This window comes from Paenibacillus sp. J22R3, from assembly GCF_056269305.1.
Genome location: NZ_JBWDNS010000003.1, coordinates 435,495 through 451,437 on the forward strand (window position 1 = coordinate 435,495; position 15,943 = coordinate 451,437).

13 protein-coding genes are annotated in these 15,943 nt (G+C 50.7%); 2 read left to right on the forward strand and 11 right to left on the reverse strand.

Features of this window, described 5'->3' with window-relative positions:
* Positions 1–25: 25 nt before the first annotated feature.
* The 7 genes from AC0YN4_RS16790 to AC0YN4_RS16820 all read right to left on the reverse strand — a co-directional run bounded on the left by AC0YN4_RS16790 (position 26) and on the right by AC0YN4_RS16820 (position 9,640).
* Entirely contained in the window at positions 26–1,648 is a 1,623-nt protein-coding gene (locus tag AC0YN4_RS16790; protein ID WP_475836220.1) for an ABC transporter substrate-binding protein, read from the reverse strand.
* Between the two features lie 66 nt (positions 1,649–1,714).
* Positions 1,715–2,599: a carbohydrate ABC transporter permease gene (locus tag AC0YN4_RS16795; RefSeq protein ID WP_475836221.1), complete on the reverse strand. Its 885-nt coding sequence runs from the start codon at positions 2,597–2,599 to the stop codon at positions 1,715–1,717.
* 12 nt (positions 2,600–2,611) lie between these two features.
* The gene (locus AC0YN4_RS16800; protein ID WP_475836222.1) at positions 2,612–3,598 is read right to left on the reverse strand and encodes an ABC transporter permease; all 987 of its coding nucleotides are present in this window, start codon (positions 3,596–3,598) and stop codon (positions 2,612–2,614) included.
* Between the two features lie 70 nt (positions 3,599–3,668).
* Positions 3,669–3,992, reverse strand: coding sequence for a hypothetical protein (locus AC0YN4_RS16805; RefSeq protein WP_475836223.1), 324 nt, complete (start codon positions 3,990–3,992; stop codon positions 3,669–3,671).
* Between the two features lie 76 nt (positions 3,993–4,068).
* Positions 4,069–5,709 carry a response regulator gene (locus AC0YN4_RS16810; protein ID WP_475836224.1) on the reverse strand — a complete coding sequence of 547 codons (1,641 nt, stop codon included), beginning with the start codon at positions 5,707–5,709 and terminating at the stop codon, positions 4,069–4,071.
* Positions 5,710–5,717: 8 nt separating this feature from the next.
* On the reverse strand, positions 5,718–7,460 hold the full coding sequence (locus AC0YN4_RS16815; RefSeq protein WP_475836225.1) for a sensor histidine kinase: 1,743 nt from the start codon (positions 7,458–7,460) through the stop codon (positions 5,718–5,720).
* A gap of 134 nt (positions 7,461–7,594) precedes the next feature.
* Complete coding sequence (locus AC0YN4_RS16820; RefSeq protein ID WP_475836226.1) at positions 7,595–9,640, reverse strand: hypothetical protein; 2,046 nt, start codon at positions 9,638–9,640, stop codon at positions 7,595–7,597.
* Between the two features lie 200 nt (positions 9,641–9,840).
* On the opposite strand from AC0YN4_RS16820, the gene AC0YN4_RS16825 reads away from it, so the two are divergent.
* Together AC0YN4_RS16825 and AC0YN4_RS16830 are read left to right on the forward strand one after the other, a co-directional pair.
* Positions 9,841–10,311: a heme-degrading domain-containing protein gene (locus tag AC0YN4_RS16825; protein ID WP_475836227.1), complete on the forward strand. Its 471-nt coding sequence runs from the start codon at positions 9,841–9,843 to the stop codon at positions 10,309–10,311.
* A 25-nt stretch (positions 10,312–10,336) separates the two neighbouring features.
* Positions 10,337–10,897, forward strand: a complete 561-nt coding sequence (locus AC0YN4_RS16830) for a GNAT family N-acetyltransferase (RefSeq protein ID WP_475782240.1) — start codon at positions 10,337–10,339, stop codon at positions 10,895–10,897.
* Positions 10,898–11,000: 103 nt separating this feature from the next.
* Here the strand turns inward: AC0YN4_RS16830 and AC0YN4_RS16835 are convergent, their stop codons facing one another.
* The 4 genes from AC0YN4_RS16835 to AC0YN4_RS16850 form a co-directional block, all read right to left on the reverse strand.
* Positions 11,001–12,254, reverse strand: coding sequence for a Gfo/Idh/MocA family protein (locus AC0YN4_RS16835; protein ID WP_475836228.1), 1,254 nt, complete (start codon positions 12,252–12,254; stop codon positions 11,001–11,003).
* Between the two features lie 14 nt (positions 12,255–12,268).
* On the reverse strand, positions 12,269–13,153 hold the full coding sequence (locus tag AC0YN4_RS16840; protein ID WP_475782242.1) for a carbohydrate ABC transporter permease: 885 nt from the start codon (positions 13,151–13,153) through the stop codon (positions 12,269–12,271).
* Positions 13,154–13,171: 18 nt separating this feature from the next.
* A complete protein-coding gene (locus AC0YN4_RS16845; protein ID WP_475836229.1) occupies positions 13,172–14,083 on the reverse strand; it encodes an ABC transporter permease in 912 nt (303 codons plus the stop codon).
* 103 nt (positions 14,084–14,186) lie between these two features.
* Complete coding sequence (locus AC0YN4_RS16850) at positions 14,187–15,908, reverse strand: extracellular solute-binding protein (protein WP_475836230.1); 1,722 nt, start codon at positions 15,906–15,908, stop codon at positions 14,187–14,189.
* Positions 15,909–15,943: the final 35 nt, after the last annotated feature.

Sequence of the window (15,943 nt, forward strand, 5' to 3'; positions counted from 1 at the left end):
GATTATACCCCCCTGGTTGTAATCCTTACTTTCCGTTTGCTGCACGCCATTCGTCTAGCTGTTTTTGCGCCTCGGCAATGATTTTGTCAATGCCTGCGCCTTTGAGCTTCTTGATCAGCTTCGGAATTTCAACCTCCGGATCAAGCTGACCCGATTGCAGACCCGGATCGAATGTGCTTTGTACTTTGCTAACGGCAATCAGCTCGTTCTTCACAGGCTCAGAGTTAAACACGAAACCTAGGATTGGCGAAGGATTGCTCGATACCTTCTGGTTAAATTCTTCATAGTTTTTGTACTTATTCGGATCTTCGCCTACACGAGTGTAGTTAAGCATTTGGTTCCCGATCTGCCACATATTGTCGTGATAGAAGCCGACTGTATCCTGTGTTTTGCCATCTGGCAGCGCAACCTGACCGTCTTTCAGCACATAATGTGTACCTTCCACGCCGAAGTTGAACAGACTCAGCAGCTGCTGATCTTTGTAGAACAGGTTAAGCAGCATCATGGCACGGGCAGGGTCCTTCGAGGTTTGCGAAATCCCTTGCATCGTAGCAGCCAGCTTCGTTGTTTGCAATCTATCGATATTAAGCGGCACTTGAATGATGTCGCTGCCTACGCTGCTTGTTTTGCTTGGCATCAGCTGTGGTAAGCCGATTTCGGTGCCTGCCAGGATATCCAAGTCGCTGCCGATGGATGCGAATGCCGTCTTGGCTTGGAACTTCTTCCAAATATCTACGCCAGGCGTTGTTGCATCCTTGTTGATATAGCCGGCTTTGAACCATTCACGCGTCAGCTTCGCAAGCTCCATATAACGTGGAGTGGCATAGGTATTCACGACTTTGTACGTGTTGTTCGGATCCGTATCTCTCAGATCAAGCCCAACCGGGCCAACGATATTCGCTGTGCTGCCGGAACCGTAGTAAGCGCCAAGCGGGAACGAAGGTCCAACGGCAGGCGTTACGCCAGGCTCATTTTCCTTGATCGTTTTCAAGATGGGTCCAAGGTCTTTGAACTCGCCGGATTTCAGCGCGCTCAGATCCAGGTTGTACTTATCTACGAGTGCTTTGCTGATCGCGACGCCTTGTGGATTGCCCAGCTCTTGATGCACATGAACGCCATAGATTTTGCCATTGCGCAGTGCGCCATCATGGAACTTGCCTTCGATTGCCTCGATATCCGGCGCGTTCTGAGCAAGTAAATCATCTAGCGGAAGCAGTCCGCCTTTGTTCACCTGTGCATCAAAGTTCATCCAGTTTGCCGTCCAGATCAAGTCGAACTTCTGCCCGGAGGACATCATCAGGTTCGTCTTGTCGGCGTAGGCGCTCCAATCGATCGGGTTCAGCTTAACCGTCATATTCATATCCGGATAGGTTTGTTTCAAGTAATCGTTCATCGCGGTTTGCACGACGCCAAGGTCATTTTGCTTGCCATCGGGATAAACCATGACAACCTCGTACGGCTCCAGCGCTTTCGGTGCTTCGGTCGTATTAGTGGCGCCCGTGTTGGTGTTCGTGCTCTCTTGAGCCTGATTCGCCGGCTTCTCGTTGTTAGCTGCATTGTTGTTGCCGCTGGAGCAGCCAGCCGCTACGAGTGAGAGCGAAAGGAGCAGCGATGACAGAACGAAGGATCCTTTTGATACACGTTTCATTTTCTGTAACCTCCCATAATGAATGCTCTATATGATGTCTATATACTAAATCGGCTGTTGCCGAATTCAGCCTTTCACAGCGCCTACCGTTAGGCCTTTCACAAAATACTTTTGCAAAAACGGGAACACCATCGCAATCGGCAGCACCGCGATAATCGCCATCGCCATCTGCAGCTCTTCCAGCGGAAGGATTTGCGTGGACGACGCATCAATATGCGCTTTGTTCGCAATAGCCTGCAGATATTGGGCATTCATGAGCGTGTTGTAGAGGAAGTATTGCAGGTTGTACAGCCTGTCATTGTTGATAAACACCAAGCTTGTGAACCAGTCATTCCAGTACGTCACGATGACGAATAATCCAATCGTCGCAAGCACCGGAAGCGACAGCGGCAAAATAATGCTGAAGTACGTCCGATATTCGCTAGCCCCGTCGATCTGCGCCGAATCCACTAAGGATGGCGGGATGCTGGTCGTGAAATACGTCCGCATAATGAACACGTTGAATCCGCCGAGTAAACCGGGGATGATGAGAGCCGGAAGCGTGTCTTGCAAATGCAAGAACTTCGTATATACGAGGTACCATGGGAGCAATCCCCCGCCGAATAGCATCGTGAACAGTACGTAGAAGCTGAGTAAATTGCGGAACGGAAAATCATTCCGCGACAAGGTATACGCTAACGCCGAGGTAACGAACAAACTCACGAGCGTACCGACAACGGTGACGAATATCGAAACGCCATATGCACGAAGGATCGGTTCCGCATCATGCATGAGGAAGCGGTAAGCGGCGAGATCGAAATCTTGAGGCCAGAAGCTGTAACCGTATTTGACTAGTGCATTTTGACCCGTAAGCGACACCATGAGGATGAGCCAGAACGGAAGCAAGCTCGCCAGACTGACAATGATAAAGAATACGATGATGATCGGGTTCGTCCGATTGCTGTTGTTCATGCTCTCCCACCTTTAAAATAAAGCTTTATCACTGCTGACTCGTTTCACTATCATGTTGACCGACACGACCAAAATAAATCCGATAACCGACTGAAGCAATCCGGCCGATGACGCTAAATCGGTATCTCCGGAGACTAGCAGCGCGTTGTACACGTAAGTATCGATAACCTCTGTGACATCCTTCAACATGCCTGAATTCATGGTCACCTGATAGAACAATCCGAAGTCCGCATTGAAAATTCGGCCAATCGACAGCAGCGTGAGAATGATCATAATTGGGATCAGAAACGGAACCGTTATCTTCGTCATTTGTTTCCACTTCCCGGCTCCGTCAATCATTGCCGCCTCGTAATATTCCTTATCGATTCCGACGATCGTCGCCAAGTAGATGATCGAACCGAAACCTACCGACTTCCAGCTGTTCACGATGATCAGAATATACGGCCAGTACGTAGGTGACATATACCACGAGACGGCCTCATGCCCCGACGGCTCCAGAATCGCTTTGTTAATGAACCCGAGATCCGGGTTGAGGAAGCCGAACACGAGATAGGCCACGACCACCATCGAAATGAAATGCGGCAGGAGCACTGAGCTTTGGAAAAACTTCGACAGCAACTTGCTTCTCACCTCATTGAGCAATAGCGCGAGCAGAATCGAGAGGGCCGTATTGATCACGATAAAAGCGATATTGTACAGCACCGTGTTTGCGATAATGCGCCAAATGTCATTGGTAGCAAACAGAAACTTGAAGTTATCGAAGCCGACCCAGTCGCTGCCCCAGATGCCCTTGGAGAAGTTCAAGCTCTTGAATGCGAGGAATATGCCGAACATCGGCATGTAATTATTAATCAGCAGCAGTAATATACCGGGTAAGGCTAATATCCAGAGCGCGTGATATTTCAGCAGCGCCCGAAACGTATGGCCCGCTCTCCTTTTAACTTTCTTACTTGCCGTCGCCGCTGTAAGCGGCTGATCTGCTCCCATGCTGTTCACCATCCTGTTGCTTGTTGATGTGATCATCATACCGAGAATCCGATTACGCCCCTACCGTTTTTGTCACCCTCGCCTAGTCGATTTGTGACATCTTCACATGGACATGCGAAAAAAACGGCTGATGCCGTTTGGTGTTGGTGCTGCTCATATTTCGGGCTGTAAAAGCCCACTGACATGTTAAATATTGCTTTCTGTGCAGCATTTCCCGGTAATTGGCGCGATATCCTGCGAGTTGTTGCACAATCTGAAACATTTTTGCTTTTTCTCGAATGTATAAGCCCATTGGTGCTGGAAATGTTGCCTTTCGCGCAACATTTCCCAATATCGCGCACGATTCCCGGCCATATGCTGCTTTTCCGGCAACATTTCCACTCGCCCAGCCCCAGCCTACAGCCAAACACATAAAAAAACATGGCCAACATCGGCCATGTCTCTCTAATCCCCTATTTGATTGATCGACCGCTCGCTCTCCACTAAGACTGCTTCCGGTACTCCTGCGGGTTCACGCCGGTATGCTTCTTGAACGTCCTCGTAAAATGCGAGAAGTTCGAATAGCCGACCTGCTGGGCGATTGCACTGACGGTCATGTCCGTTGTATCGAGCAGATGCTTCGCGCGGTTCACCTTCGTTTCGATCAAATAATCGATCAAGTTCCGATCCGTCTCTTTCTTGAAGAGCCGGGAGAGGTATGCCGGATTGAGATTCACATAAGCGGCCACATCCTCGCGGGAGATATCCTCCTCGACGTTCTCGCGCATGAAGTAAATCGCTTTCTGCACGAAGCCGTCCGCTTCCTTATCGCGAAACACGGTATCCATCACTGCGGATACCAGATGGACAGCCCAATACTTAAACTGGGCGAGCGTCCGAATCTGCGCCGTTGACCACATCGTGAAATTCGGGATCTGGCTGACAGCGATACCGCGGCCGTATAGGAAATGATAGATCACCTGCAAAAACGCATGCAAATACACCTCAAGCTGCTTCGGCGAGCTATTCGGATTTTGCTCCAGCTTCGCCACATGCTGCCCGATTAATGCAATCACTTTATCGCGGTTGCCGCTCGAGATCACACCCATCCACTCGGCAATATTGATGCTCACCGACTCATTCGATGACGAAGCAGCCACCACCGCCGCGACCGCAGCCTTATTATAAAGCAGCACCGAATGCGGTTTTGTCACATTGTTTCGCTCCATATCCTTCAAACCGTCGCACAATCCCGGCAGCTCCTGCAGCGGCGCACGATACCCGATATAGCAGGAAATCTGACAGTAGAAGAAGGACAGGCAAGCCGTTTTGAACCGCTCCGCTGCTTGAACCCAGCCATCCGGACCATCGTCATTATCATTGTCGTTGCCATCTCCGTCACCTTGATCACAGTACACCAACACGAACAGAAATCCATTCCTGTCCATGACCGCATGTCCGCGCCGGCCTTCCAGCAGCATTTCTTCCGCCGCTTTCTTTACCGCATACTCCAGAATTTCCTGATCCCGCTCCAGCAGCACCTTCGTCCACTCTTCCAGGCTGATCAGAATAGGCTGCACATAATCGCCGGATGACAGCGCGACTTGAGCATCCTGCAGCGCTCGATCCAGAAAATCTCCGAAAGACATAATCCGGCGCGATAGCATGTCCTGCCAGAAATGCTCGACCAGCAGCGGCTGCTGTTTGTTATATAACGCGTAATATTTTTGGTACTTCTCGTTATAATCCGACTGCTCTCTTCGTTCTTGGATAGATTCGATCATGCGCTCGACAACCTGCGCCAGCTCATCGCTGTCCACCGGTTTAAGCAAATAATCGAAGCTCCCAAGATGCACCGCCTGCTTCGCATACGTAAATTCACTGTGGCAGGTCAGAAAAACAAATTCCGTCAGCGGGTACTGCTCCTTCACCCAGCGGACCAGCGAAAGTCCATCCTCATCAGGCATCTCGATATCGCAGATCAGAATATCGACCGGCTTTTCCAGCATGAGAGCCCTAGCCTCATCAGCGCTGCCGGCCGCATAAACCGCATCAATGCCGAGCGCCTCCCAATCCTTGCAATTCATAATGCCTTCAATGGCGAACTTCTCATCATCGACAATCAGCATCGTACAACGTTTCACTGCAAACCTCACTCCTCCGCATAGTCAATCGGCAGCAGGAGACGAATCCTTACGCCATTTCGTTCATTCGGATAAAATCCCAACTCAGCCTTGTTTCCATATTGCATCGTTAATCGCTTCTTCACGTTCCATACCCCGATATGATTATCTTCCGAATCCGGGGCGTACCCGTCATCGTTCAATTCAGCTAACTTCTCGGCCGTCATGCCTTTGCCGTTATCTTCAATAGCAATCTCCATCATCTCTTGCTCGCCTTGTACGCGCCGTGCCGACAACTGCAGGATGAACGGCGCGTTCTTCACGCTCATGCCGTGAATCATCGCATTCTCTACGAACGGCTGCACAATTAGAGAAGGCAGTTTAGCGCGCAATAAGTCATCCTGCACGTGAATCTCGAAGGAGAACGAGTCTTGGAATCGCATTTTCTGAATCTCCAAGTAGTTGCGAATATGCTCCAGCTCCTGTTCGAGCGTAATCGCATCGCGCTTCGTCCGCAAACTGAACCGGAAATATTCAACCATGTGCCGAACGGTTTTCTTCACCAGTTCATTGCGCTTCAAATCTGCCAATTGGAAAATGATATTCATTGTATTCAGGAAGAAATGCGGATTAATCTGCGTTTGCAAATGCTTCAGCTCGGCTTGCTGCGCCCGCAGGTTCTCCTCGTACACGTCGATTTTCAAATGGGTAATCTCTTCGACCATGTTGTTGAACGTATGGTTAATGATCGCAAATTCCGCAATTTGCGAATTCGGCAGCCGCGTGCTCATGTCGCCTTCTTTAATTCTCCGAATGGCGCCAAGCAGATGACGAATGGGATTGAATAGTATGTTGCGGAAAATAAATAAGTAGAGCACCAATATCGCAAAAACGAGCAGCGGCAGGAAGTTAATGACGGCTTGAAAGCGGCTCAAACCGCTTAGCAGCTCTGAGTTCGGAACCACGACTGCGTAGCTGATGCCTGCAGTCCCCGAATGCTTGTTCACCGCGAGCAGCTTGGACGCTCCATCCTCCACGGTGAAAGAACCGGTTACCTTGATATTGTCCGGAGGCAGCTTCGTAATCGTAGAAAGCGGTGCGGAAGGGTTCGATAGTACGCTGCCGTCATCGCCTACAATTAAGACGCCTGCGCCGCCTTTTACATCCAAGTTACCCAGCGGCGTCTTCAAGCTGTTGATGTTGATAATGGCGCCGATGTAGGCATTGTTCGTTAAGTCATCGCTGACCAGCCGATACAGGAAATATTGGTCTTTTATTCGAATAACCGACCACTTGTACAAATACTGCTTGAGCAAATCCGGACGCTGGAACGAGCTGTCGATCCATGCCCTGACCGGTTCATAATAACCCGAAGCCGCGCCGACCAGGTTCGTGGAATAAAGAGCAGCATTCGGCATCGAATAAACGAAGAACATATCGACCGTATGATAGTACGATTGATAGGTCGAATTGCGGTGGATCAATTCCATCTGTGCAAAATAATAATCCGAATCGGTTAATCCCGGCTGGCCGAATCGCTGGAACTCATCGCTGTTATTCACGATATCCACCATATTCGTCGTAATATCCTCCAAGCTTCTGTCGATCATATTCAAGTTGGAGTTCACCAGATTCTGATAGGAATTCGCCACCTGGGTGAGCACGACGCTCTTCGCGTAGCTCCCTACGAGGAACAAGATGATTAACAGCGGAATCGTAATCGCGCAGAATAACAAAATAAATCGGGAACCGAGCGTGTTCAATTTATTCATTCCGATGAGTCCTCCTATCCGCAATCACTAGGCATTCTTCCCATAATTACTCTAGGAATGATCATAGCGGCATGCTCCGAATCAAGCAAGACAAATAGAAGCCCACAGTGCAGACCGCAACTGTGGGCTTCATCTTAACCTTCCGTCATCGCCAGCAAGTTGACAGCGATCGCATCCGGCATAATCGCCATCCCGCCATACAAGCCGGTGACCGAATTATGCGTATCCGCGAAGCAATCATCGAGCAAGCCCCGATCGTAATACACCTTCGTATGCTGCAAATTATGCGGCATCCACGTCGCATCCCGGTGATCGATCATCCAGCGCATCGCGGCATTCGTGATCCCTTCCCGGTAACGCGTCCAATCGATGGCCGGATCAATGGCCGCCCAGTCGATGCCGAGTCTATAGGACTCCGCAAACGTTTCCAGCACTTCCCACTGCACATGATCGCGCACCCAATTGGCAAAATACCAATCGCTTGAGCAAAAACACGGCTTCGTGTTGTACAGCATCGGTTTATCCGCAGGCTGCCATAGATGGGTGAAAGGGAGCACAGAACGAATCCAGTACACAGCCTTGTCCCTATAGACTTGCTCGCCTGTTGCCAGATGAGCAAGCCAATTCGCGATAGCGGCATGGCCTGCCGCGAACAGGTTCGGACTATGCAGAGGCGTCTCCCAGAAATCGCCGCCTTCCGGCCTTGTCATCGGCAAGCAATAGTCGATGGCACGCAGCGCGCCTTCCTTTAAGCGCTCATCGCCGGTCGCTTTCCACAGGCGAAGCAGCTCGATCGCTGGCGTAACGCACAGATCAAGCGCCGTATCCCCGGCATGACCCATCGGTTCCAGAAAGGCCCGCGCCACGACAAAATCATCCTTCATATAATGCCGCCCATCCGGATCGAAGGGAAATGCACCGTCTTTCCTTTGATGGGAAAGCAGCTCCAGACCTTTTTGCAATAAACGGTCATCGGCCGACAATTCACTTGTGTCGACCGTACTCCCGTTGCTCCCCGAAGCCGCCGCCTCCATCGCCTTGCATTCGTTGACTTTCTCCTGCAGCGAAGAGGCTATCGCCGTCCCTTTGCGGCGTTCTATGTAAGCTTCTGCGAAACGCGGTACTCGGTGCGAATATCCCTTCTCGTACTGCGGTGTTCCGAAGCCTTGTCCTTCCTGCCAATATCGCGCATTATAGGCTTGTGCGATGCGATCAAGCGTTTCCTCATAGGACCACCTAGGCGTGGCAGGTGCAGGGAGCCCTCCGGAGCGAGTGATCCAATCCGTCATCACATCGAGTGATCGCCCCGGAATGACGACAAGCTCAGCGTTCCAAGCAACCACCTGCTGCGGATGGAGCTCCAATGGTTCTGCAGCATAAATTTGATTCTCCGCATGCTCGGTTTGAGCATCTGGCACCATTAGCCCGAGCAGATGATGATTCCGTCTGTCTATGAAATTCGGAGATGCGAATACAGGCTGCTGCACATGTGTGCGGTAGTTGAACCAGCGGGTTGCATGCAGCGCCGGGTCCCATGACAGGCCAACTGCCGTACCTTCATGACTGACCGCCATCACCGGGAAAGCCACCTTATTCGGATGCGGCGCGACTCTGAGCGCCCACGGGTCCTTGAACCAATCAGTGCCGCTCGACCACTCCTCCCCCTCCAGCCATTCCACGCCGGGGAAGATGGCATCTGTTTTGTTCGCTCCGAAAGAATCCGCACCGACTTTAACCCACGGCCCTCTGACATAACGGACAAACAAGTTATAATGCGAGACAAACGAATAAGCCAGCTTCAATACAGGCTGATCGCGCAATAACGTCAGCTTTACTTCCCCATCCATCAACGCCGCATCGAAAGGATATTGGATCCATGTATCAAATGAAGTGCCTTTCAGCTTCTGCTGCACGACCAGCGCCTTCACTTTGAACGTCAGCGACTCTCCTTCTTCTGATTGCGTCCGCTCGTACGAGGCCGATTCCATTCGAATCGGAATCTCCTGATCTCGCAGCAGCACCTCACCGAAATGCTCCAGCACCCCCATAAACCGTTCATCTGCCGAAAATACTTCCGCCCATCCCCATCCGGTCAATCTCTTATGCACGTCAATCCGCATATGCTCGTTAGCTAATCGTATCGATTCTCCTCCATAGCTGCCCTGCGTAAATTCCGGCACTTCCGATCACTCCTTCAATGTGAGGAAATCAGGTCGTCCTCTATCCCATCCTATTCGAGCACCGGAAGTCCATTCCTGCCTAAGCAATTGTCCGAATAGACCATGCCATTGCGTGCCGCAACACGGCCCCAAGTTTGACGAAGCCTAGGTTAAAGCATAGTATTAGAGGTGAAAAAATCAGCCGATAGGAAGTGCTACATATGAGTGAATACCAAGCTTTGCTAGAGCAGTTGCAACATCAGGAGAACGAGCTTCAATTCTCCACGTTTACGAACGAAACCGCTTTTGAGATCGGTACTAAGATCATTGAAAGAGCGCAGCAAGAAGACAAAGCGATCGCGGTCACAATCGTAAGAAACGGCGAGCTATTATTCCATAGTAAAATGAACGGAACAAACGCAAACAACGATCAGTGGATTCAGCGTAAACGTAACGTTGTTCATCATTTCGGTCACAGCTCTTACTTCATGCATGTCGAGTTCAAAGCAAACGGTAACTCCATTGAATCCTCTCACCTTGATCCTAAGGATTATGCAGCTGAAGGCGGCTCCTTTCCGCTTATCATCAAGAATGTCGGTGTAGTTGGGACAATCACAGCCTCCGGTCTGCCGGGCGAGCTGGATCATCAGATTATCGTGGATGTATTGGGAGAGTTTCTACTCGGAAAATAATCGCTTCACAAGGAGTGTTACCGCAGTGATTACGCGTATTGCAGCAAGAGACGACGCCCCGGAGGTTATTCCGCTGCTGCTCGAAGCGATCGGTGAGATTGCTTATCTGCTTACAGGCGCATCGGATGAAGTCGAGGCGACAGCGCTGTTGACCGACTTCTACAAGCAGACGGGCAATCGAGTCAGCTCGGGCAATGTCATCGTCGCCGAACAGGATGGCCGCATAGCAGGCATGGTCGTGGCTTATTCCGGTAACGATGCTGCGCAGCTGGACGAGCCTTTCCTGGCGAAGCTTCATGGCATGCCTGGCCAAGAACACAGCGTTATTATCCGTGAGGCAAGAGACGGCGAGTTCTATCTGGACGCGTTGGCCGTAGCGGAGCAATTTCGCGGACAAGGGATTGCCAAGCTTCTAATGGCAGCCGCCGAGCAGCGCGCGGCTCAGCTCGGCTTCGAGCGCGTGGCGCTAATCGTCGAAACCTATAACGAGCGGGCTTACCGGCTTTATCTCGCAAGCGGCTACGAGGAAGACGACATGCTGCGCATCGGCGATAGCGATTACCGCCGCATGGTGAAACGAGTATAAGAAGCAGCTACAAGAGGACCGCCTCAATCGTGCACATGGCACTATTGTGGCGGTCCTTTTTGGTGCATATGTGCAGGCCTGATGCGACTGGTGGTGCCGCCCTTCACCCACTAAACGCAGCCAGCTCAATGACGCGTTTCTCTAAACGAGATGCCTCCGCAGCAAATGCCATCATATGGCTTTGCACCGATTTGGCTGCAGAAGTGAGACTATCGCCCGCACCGCCGCCCGACTTCAGGATTCCGATAAAGTCGCTCATTAAACCATAGTCTCCACCGCCATGACCCGCATGTCCGCCGGGCATTTCAAGTGAAATCTTCTCCGGTGCAAGCGCTCCGAAGCGAATCAGCTCGATCTCATTCTTATCCATAGCTGCACGGATCTCGCCCTTCGTACCCATCAGCTTCAGCGTTCGGCTGCATTCTTGCGTAAATGCACTCATCGTGAAAACAGCGGTCACTTCATTCGCAAACTCCATGTTCACGACCTGATGATCCACCACATTATTATCGCAATGATACACACAGCGTCCATACGGCCCCTCTTGCAAAGCTCTAAGCCTTGCTTCAGGACTTGGATCATCACTAATGGCCGCCGCCATCCAGCTTTCCGCGTCCCCGAGGTAGACATTAGGCGCATAATATAAGCATTCATCCGCCACCGGGCAACCATCCGTACATCGCTTCGGTGCGCCTTCCGGAGCATTGGAAGCATTGAAGTAAGAGAGGGAGCCGAAAGAGGACAGGCGTGTACAATCATCTCCAGCCAGCCATAACAAGATGTCCATATCATGGCAAGATTTTGCCAGAATCATCGGACTCGACTCCTCGGCATTGCGCCAATTGCCGCGAACGAAGCTATGTGCCTGATGCCAATAACCTACATTCTCATTATGCTGAATCGACATCAGCTGACCGATCTGACCTTCGGCGATCAGCCTCTTCACAGTACGGAAGAAATTCGTATAACGAAGCACATGGCAGATCGAGAAGATGAGCCCCGACTGCTGCGCTTTCGCCCCCATCTCCAAGCATTCATGCGGATCCGGCGACATCGGCTTCTCAAGCAGAACATGATAACCCGCGTCAAGCGCCTTCATCGTCGGCTCGTAATGCATCTTGTCCTGCGTACAGATCAGCACGGCATCCGCAAGCTTCGGCTGCGCCAGCAATTCGCGCCAGTCGTCGTAACCCATGCGCTCATCTACCCCATGACGCTGCATCAAACGACCTCGCCGATCATGGTTGGGGTCGGCTACCGCTACAACTTCCATCTCGTCCGGATGTGCCAGCGCATAATCGACGTAATTTTGTCCGCGCAGTCCCGCTCCGATTAAGGCAATCTTCACTTTGCTCATCAGACGCTCATCTCCTACTCTTTTACACTACCAACCGTAATCCCTTTGATGAAATAACGCTGCAGGAACGGGTAAACCAGCATAATCGGCAAAGCGCCTAAGAAAATTTGCGCCGTTCGTAATGTTTTCTCACTGACTTCTTCGAGCCGCTTCAAGTCGTCGATAGATATCGCTGCTTTATTAATAGATGTCACCAGTGTCGATAAGTATGTCTGAAGTGGATACTTCTCCGGTGAGTTCATGTACAAGATGCCGTCAAACCACGAGTTCCAATGACCGACGATCGTGAACAATAATATAGTCGCAAGCGATGGCAGCGACACCGGAAGATAGACGCGTAGAAGAATGGCCCACTGGCCTGCTCCATCAATGGTAGCCGCTTCTTCCATATCCTTCGGAATGTTACGGAAGAAGTTTAACAGCATCACCATGTTCCATACATTGAGTGCACTGGGGATAATCAGCGACCAGATGCTATTAATCAATCCGGTTTCTTTGACGACAATATAAGTCGGAATCAAGCCGCCGCCGAAAAACATCGTAATCGCGAAGAACCATACATACAGCGTTCGGAAATCAAACTGTTCTCTGCTCTTCGATAACGGATAAGCGGTGATGATCGTCAGAAACATGCTGAGTGCCGTGCCGAGAATAACGCGCTCCAAGGATACTTTCAAGGAACGAATAAACTCCACCTTTTGCGCTAAATATTGATAGGCATCTAATGTAAATCCGACGGGCCATAGCTTAACCTGTGCAGCCACTGCGGCGATGTTAGAGCTTAAACTGACTGAAAGCAGATGGATGAACGGTAATATGCCGAGCAGCGTCACTGCAATCAACACGATCGTATTCACAACCATGAACAGGACTCTGCCCCATGATGCTCGATAAACCATGTCATCTCCCCCAGTCTCTTAGAAGATTCTATACTTGGTGAACCGATAAGCCAAGTAATAGGATAAGCCTACCAATCCTAAAGAAATCGCGGATTTAAACAGTCCGACAGCCGCTGCAGGCGCGTATTGCTGGTTGAAGATTCCGAGCCGGTAGACGAACGTATCGAGAATATCCGCACTCTCATAGACGACCGGGTTGTACAGGATCAGTATCTGATCGAATCCGGCATTCAGAATATTGCCTAAGCTAAGCGTAGCGAGCAATATAATAATCGGCGCCATTCCCGGCAGCGTGATATGGACAACCTGCTTCCATTTTCCCGCTCCGTCCACTTCGGCCGCTTCATACAAATTTGAATTGATCCCGGCAATGGCTGCCAGGAAAATAATCATATTGTAGCCCATGCCCTTCCAAACCTCAGAACCTACAATGATGGCCCGAAACCAATCCCCTTGTCCCATGAACATAATCGGTTCGATCCCCGTGCCGGCGAGCAAATCATTGATCGGCCCTTTCAAGGAAAACAGCTCCAGAATGACACCGCCAAGCACCGTCCACGAGAGGAAGAACGGCAGAAAAATACTCGTTTGAATGATGCGCTTAAACCAGTCTCTGCTAAGCTCATTAAGCAATAAGGCAAGAATAAGCGGGATAGCCAGCCCAAAAGCGATCTTGAGAACGGATATAACCACGGTATTCCAGATGACTTGATTCATATCCGGCAGGTGAAACATGTATCGGAAGTTTTTCCAGCCGACGAATTTGGATTTCCAGAAGCTAAGCACAGGATCGAACTTCTGAAAGGCCATGACGATTCCGAACATCGGGCCATAGGCAAAAATGAGCGTAACGATGATACCGGGTATAAGCATGATATGGAATGGCAATTGCCGTATGAACCGGCTTCTCCGCATTGTCTGCTGTTTCATCAAGGTTCCGCCTCCTGTAAGAAGCAGCGGGGAAGACGCTCGATAGCTCGCTCACGTACCTGCTCACTTGCGTTAGCGTCTTCCGCCGTTTCTGCCATTCTCATTATTTCGATGCGTTGCTGTACCAATCGTTCACTTCTGCCGTTACATCGTCACCGCCGAGCGCTTTCCAGCTGCTGACGAATTTATCGAAGCTGTCGATCGATTCGCCCATAATGATCTTCGTAAACGTTTCATTCATCAGCTTATCCAGCTGCGCGCCGTTCTCGACCTGCGATTCCGTTGCGGAGCCGTAGAACTCGTTGTAGACAAATTGCTGACTATCGCGAATTTGACTCGTAAGACCCCAGCCTCCGTCTTTGGAAACACGGCTGGAATAGAGTCCCCATCCGGTTTTGTCGCCTGCAAGGAATTTCTGCGTGGCTTCGAGCGGCTTCTGAATGTTGACGTAATACGGAATATCCTCACTTACCGAATTCAGCTTGTTTGCAACCGCATTGTTGACTTCATCATGGATCGTTTGAATTTCAACCGGATTGTAAATTCGCGGCACGAACCAGTTATACACGTAGCCATTCTCCGGCTTGTTCGTGTCGTAATGCGCCTTCGTGTTCATCTCGATATAGAAGTTGATCATCTTAATGGCAGCTTCCGGGTTGCTGAACTTGCTGTTTACGACAACGATATGTCCCATGCGCACTTTCGGTACAAGCGACTTACCCGGGGAGCCGTCAAGGGACGGAATTTGTACGCAAATCCATTCTGCATTCGGATCCGCATCTTTGTTCAGATTAAGCGGCCAGTTCGGGAGCCACCATTCGCCGTACAGCATGCCGACTTTACTGCCGACGATATCTTCGACGACCTTGTTCTCGTCTTTGAGCGCGAATTCCTTATCGAGAATGCCGTTCTTATACCAGCTTTGCAGCTTGCTCAGCGCAGGCTTCATCTCCGGCTGAATCTCGCCCGGCACCAGCTTGCCGTCGGTGCCTTTAATCCATCCGCTCGGATACGCATTAAAGCCGAAGAACAGGCCGCGAGTATCGAATCCCCAGTTGACGATGTTCTTCTGCAGCGCCAGGCCGTACGTATCCTTCTTGCCATTCTTATCCGGATCATTATTCACGAAAGCGGTTGCGATTTTCTCTAAATCATCGATCGTCTTAGGAGCTTCCAGGTTCACGTTCTTCAACCAATCGGCGCGAATCCATAGAATCTGCGTCGATAAGAAGGGCTCTTCGAAGCCCGGAATACCGTATAGCTTGCCATCCGAGGTCAGTGACTTCATCGCTTGCCCGCCATCGGATTCCATAAACTTTCTCAGCGTCGGTGAAGCATATTTCTCGTAAGCGTCCGTTAAGTCAGCCAGGACACCCTGCGTCTTAAACTTCTCGAAGTTGCGAATGTCGACATCCATGATATCCGGCAAATCCCCGGAAGCAATGGATAGCGAGAACTTCTGCTCGTACTGGTCCGTTGGCACCGTCCATTTGTATTTCAAATCGATATTCAGCTGTTCCTTCAGATCCTTCAGGTACGCATTCTGTTCCGGCGTCAGACCGGATGGTGTCTTCGGATCTTCCGGCGGACCGTACCCGAGTACTTCCGTTACCGTTAATGGTTCCGCATATTTGCCCAGCGGGTCAACGTTCTCCGTAGCTGCATCGTCAGTCTTTTCAGTAGTTGTTGTAGTTGCATTGTCTGTCGCGATTGCGTTGTCTGTCTTGTCGGCTTGATCGTTTGCAGTGTTGCCGTCATTGCTTGAGCATGCGGTCATGGTGGCGATTAATGAGATAATCAGAAAAGAACTTGCCCATCTGTTCATTTTGTTTCCCCCCATAGAAATTGTTGTTCACTGCG

Coding starts and splice junctions, on each gene's coding strand:
- AC0YN4_RS16790 (WP_475836220.1), bottom strand. CDS start 1,648: ATGAAACGTGTATCAAAAGGATCCTTCGTTCTGTCATCGCTGCTCCTT.
- AC0YN4_RS16795 (WP_475836221.1), bottom strand. CDS start 2,599: ATGAACAACAGCAATCGGACGAACCCGATCATCATCGTATTCTTTATC.
- AC0YN4_RS16800 (WP_475836222.1), bottom strand. CDS start 3,598: ATGGTGAACAGCATGGGAGCAGATCAGCCGCTTACAGCGGCGACGGCA.
- AC0YN4_RS16815 (WP_475836225.1), bottom strand. CDS start 7,460: ATGAATAAATTGAACACGCTCGGTTCCCGATTTATTTTGTTATTCTGC.
- AC0YN4_RS16825 (WP_475836227.1), top strand. CDS start 9,841: ATGAGTGAATACCAAGCTTTGCTAGAGCAGTTGCAACATCAGGAGAAC.
- AC0YN4_RS16835 (WP_475836228.1), bottom strand. CDS start 12,254: ATGAGCAAAGTGAAGATTGCCTTAATCGGAGCGGGACTGCGCGGACAA.
- AC0YN4_RS16840 (WP_475782242.1), bottom strand. CDS start 13,153: ATGGTTTATCGAGCATCATGGGGCAGAGTCCTGTTCATGGTTGTGAAT.
- AC0YN4_RS16845 (WP_475836229.1), bottom strand. CDS start 14,083: ATGAAACAGCAGACAATGCGGAGAAGCCGGTTCATACGGCAATTGCCA.
- AC0YN4_RS16850 (WP_475836230.1), bottom strand. CDS start 15,908: ATGAACAGATGGGCAAGTTCTTTTCTGATTATCTCATTAATCGCCACC.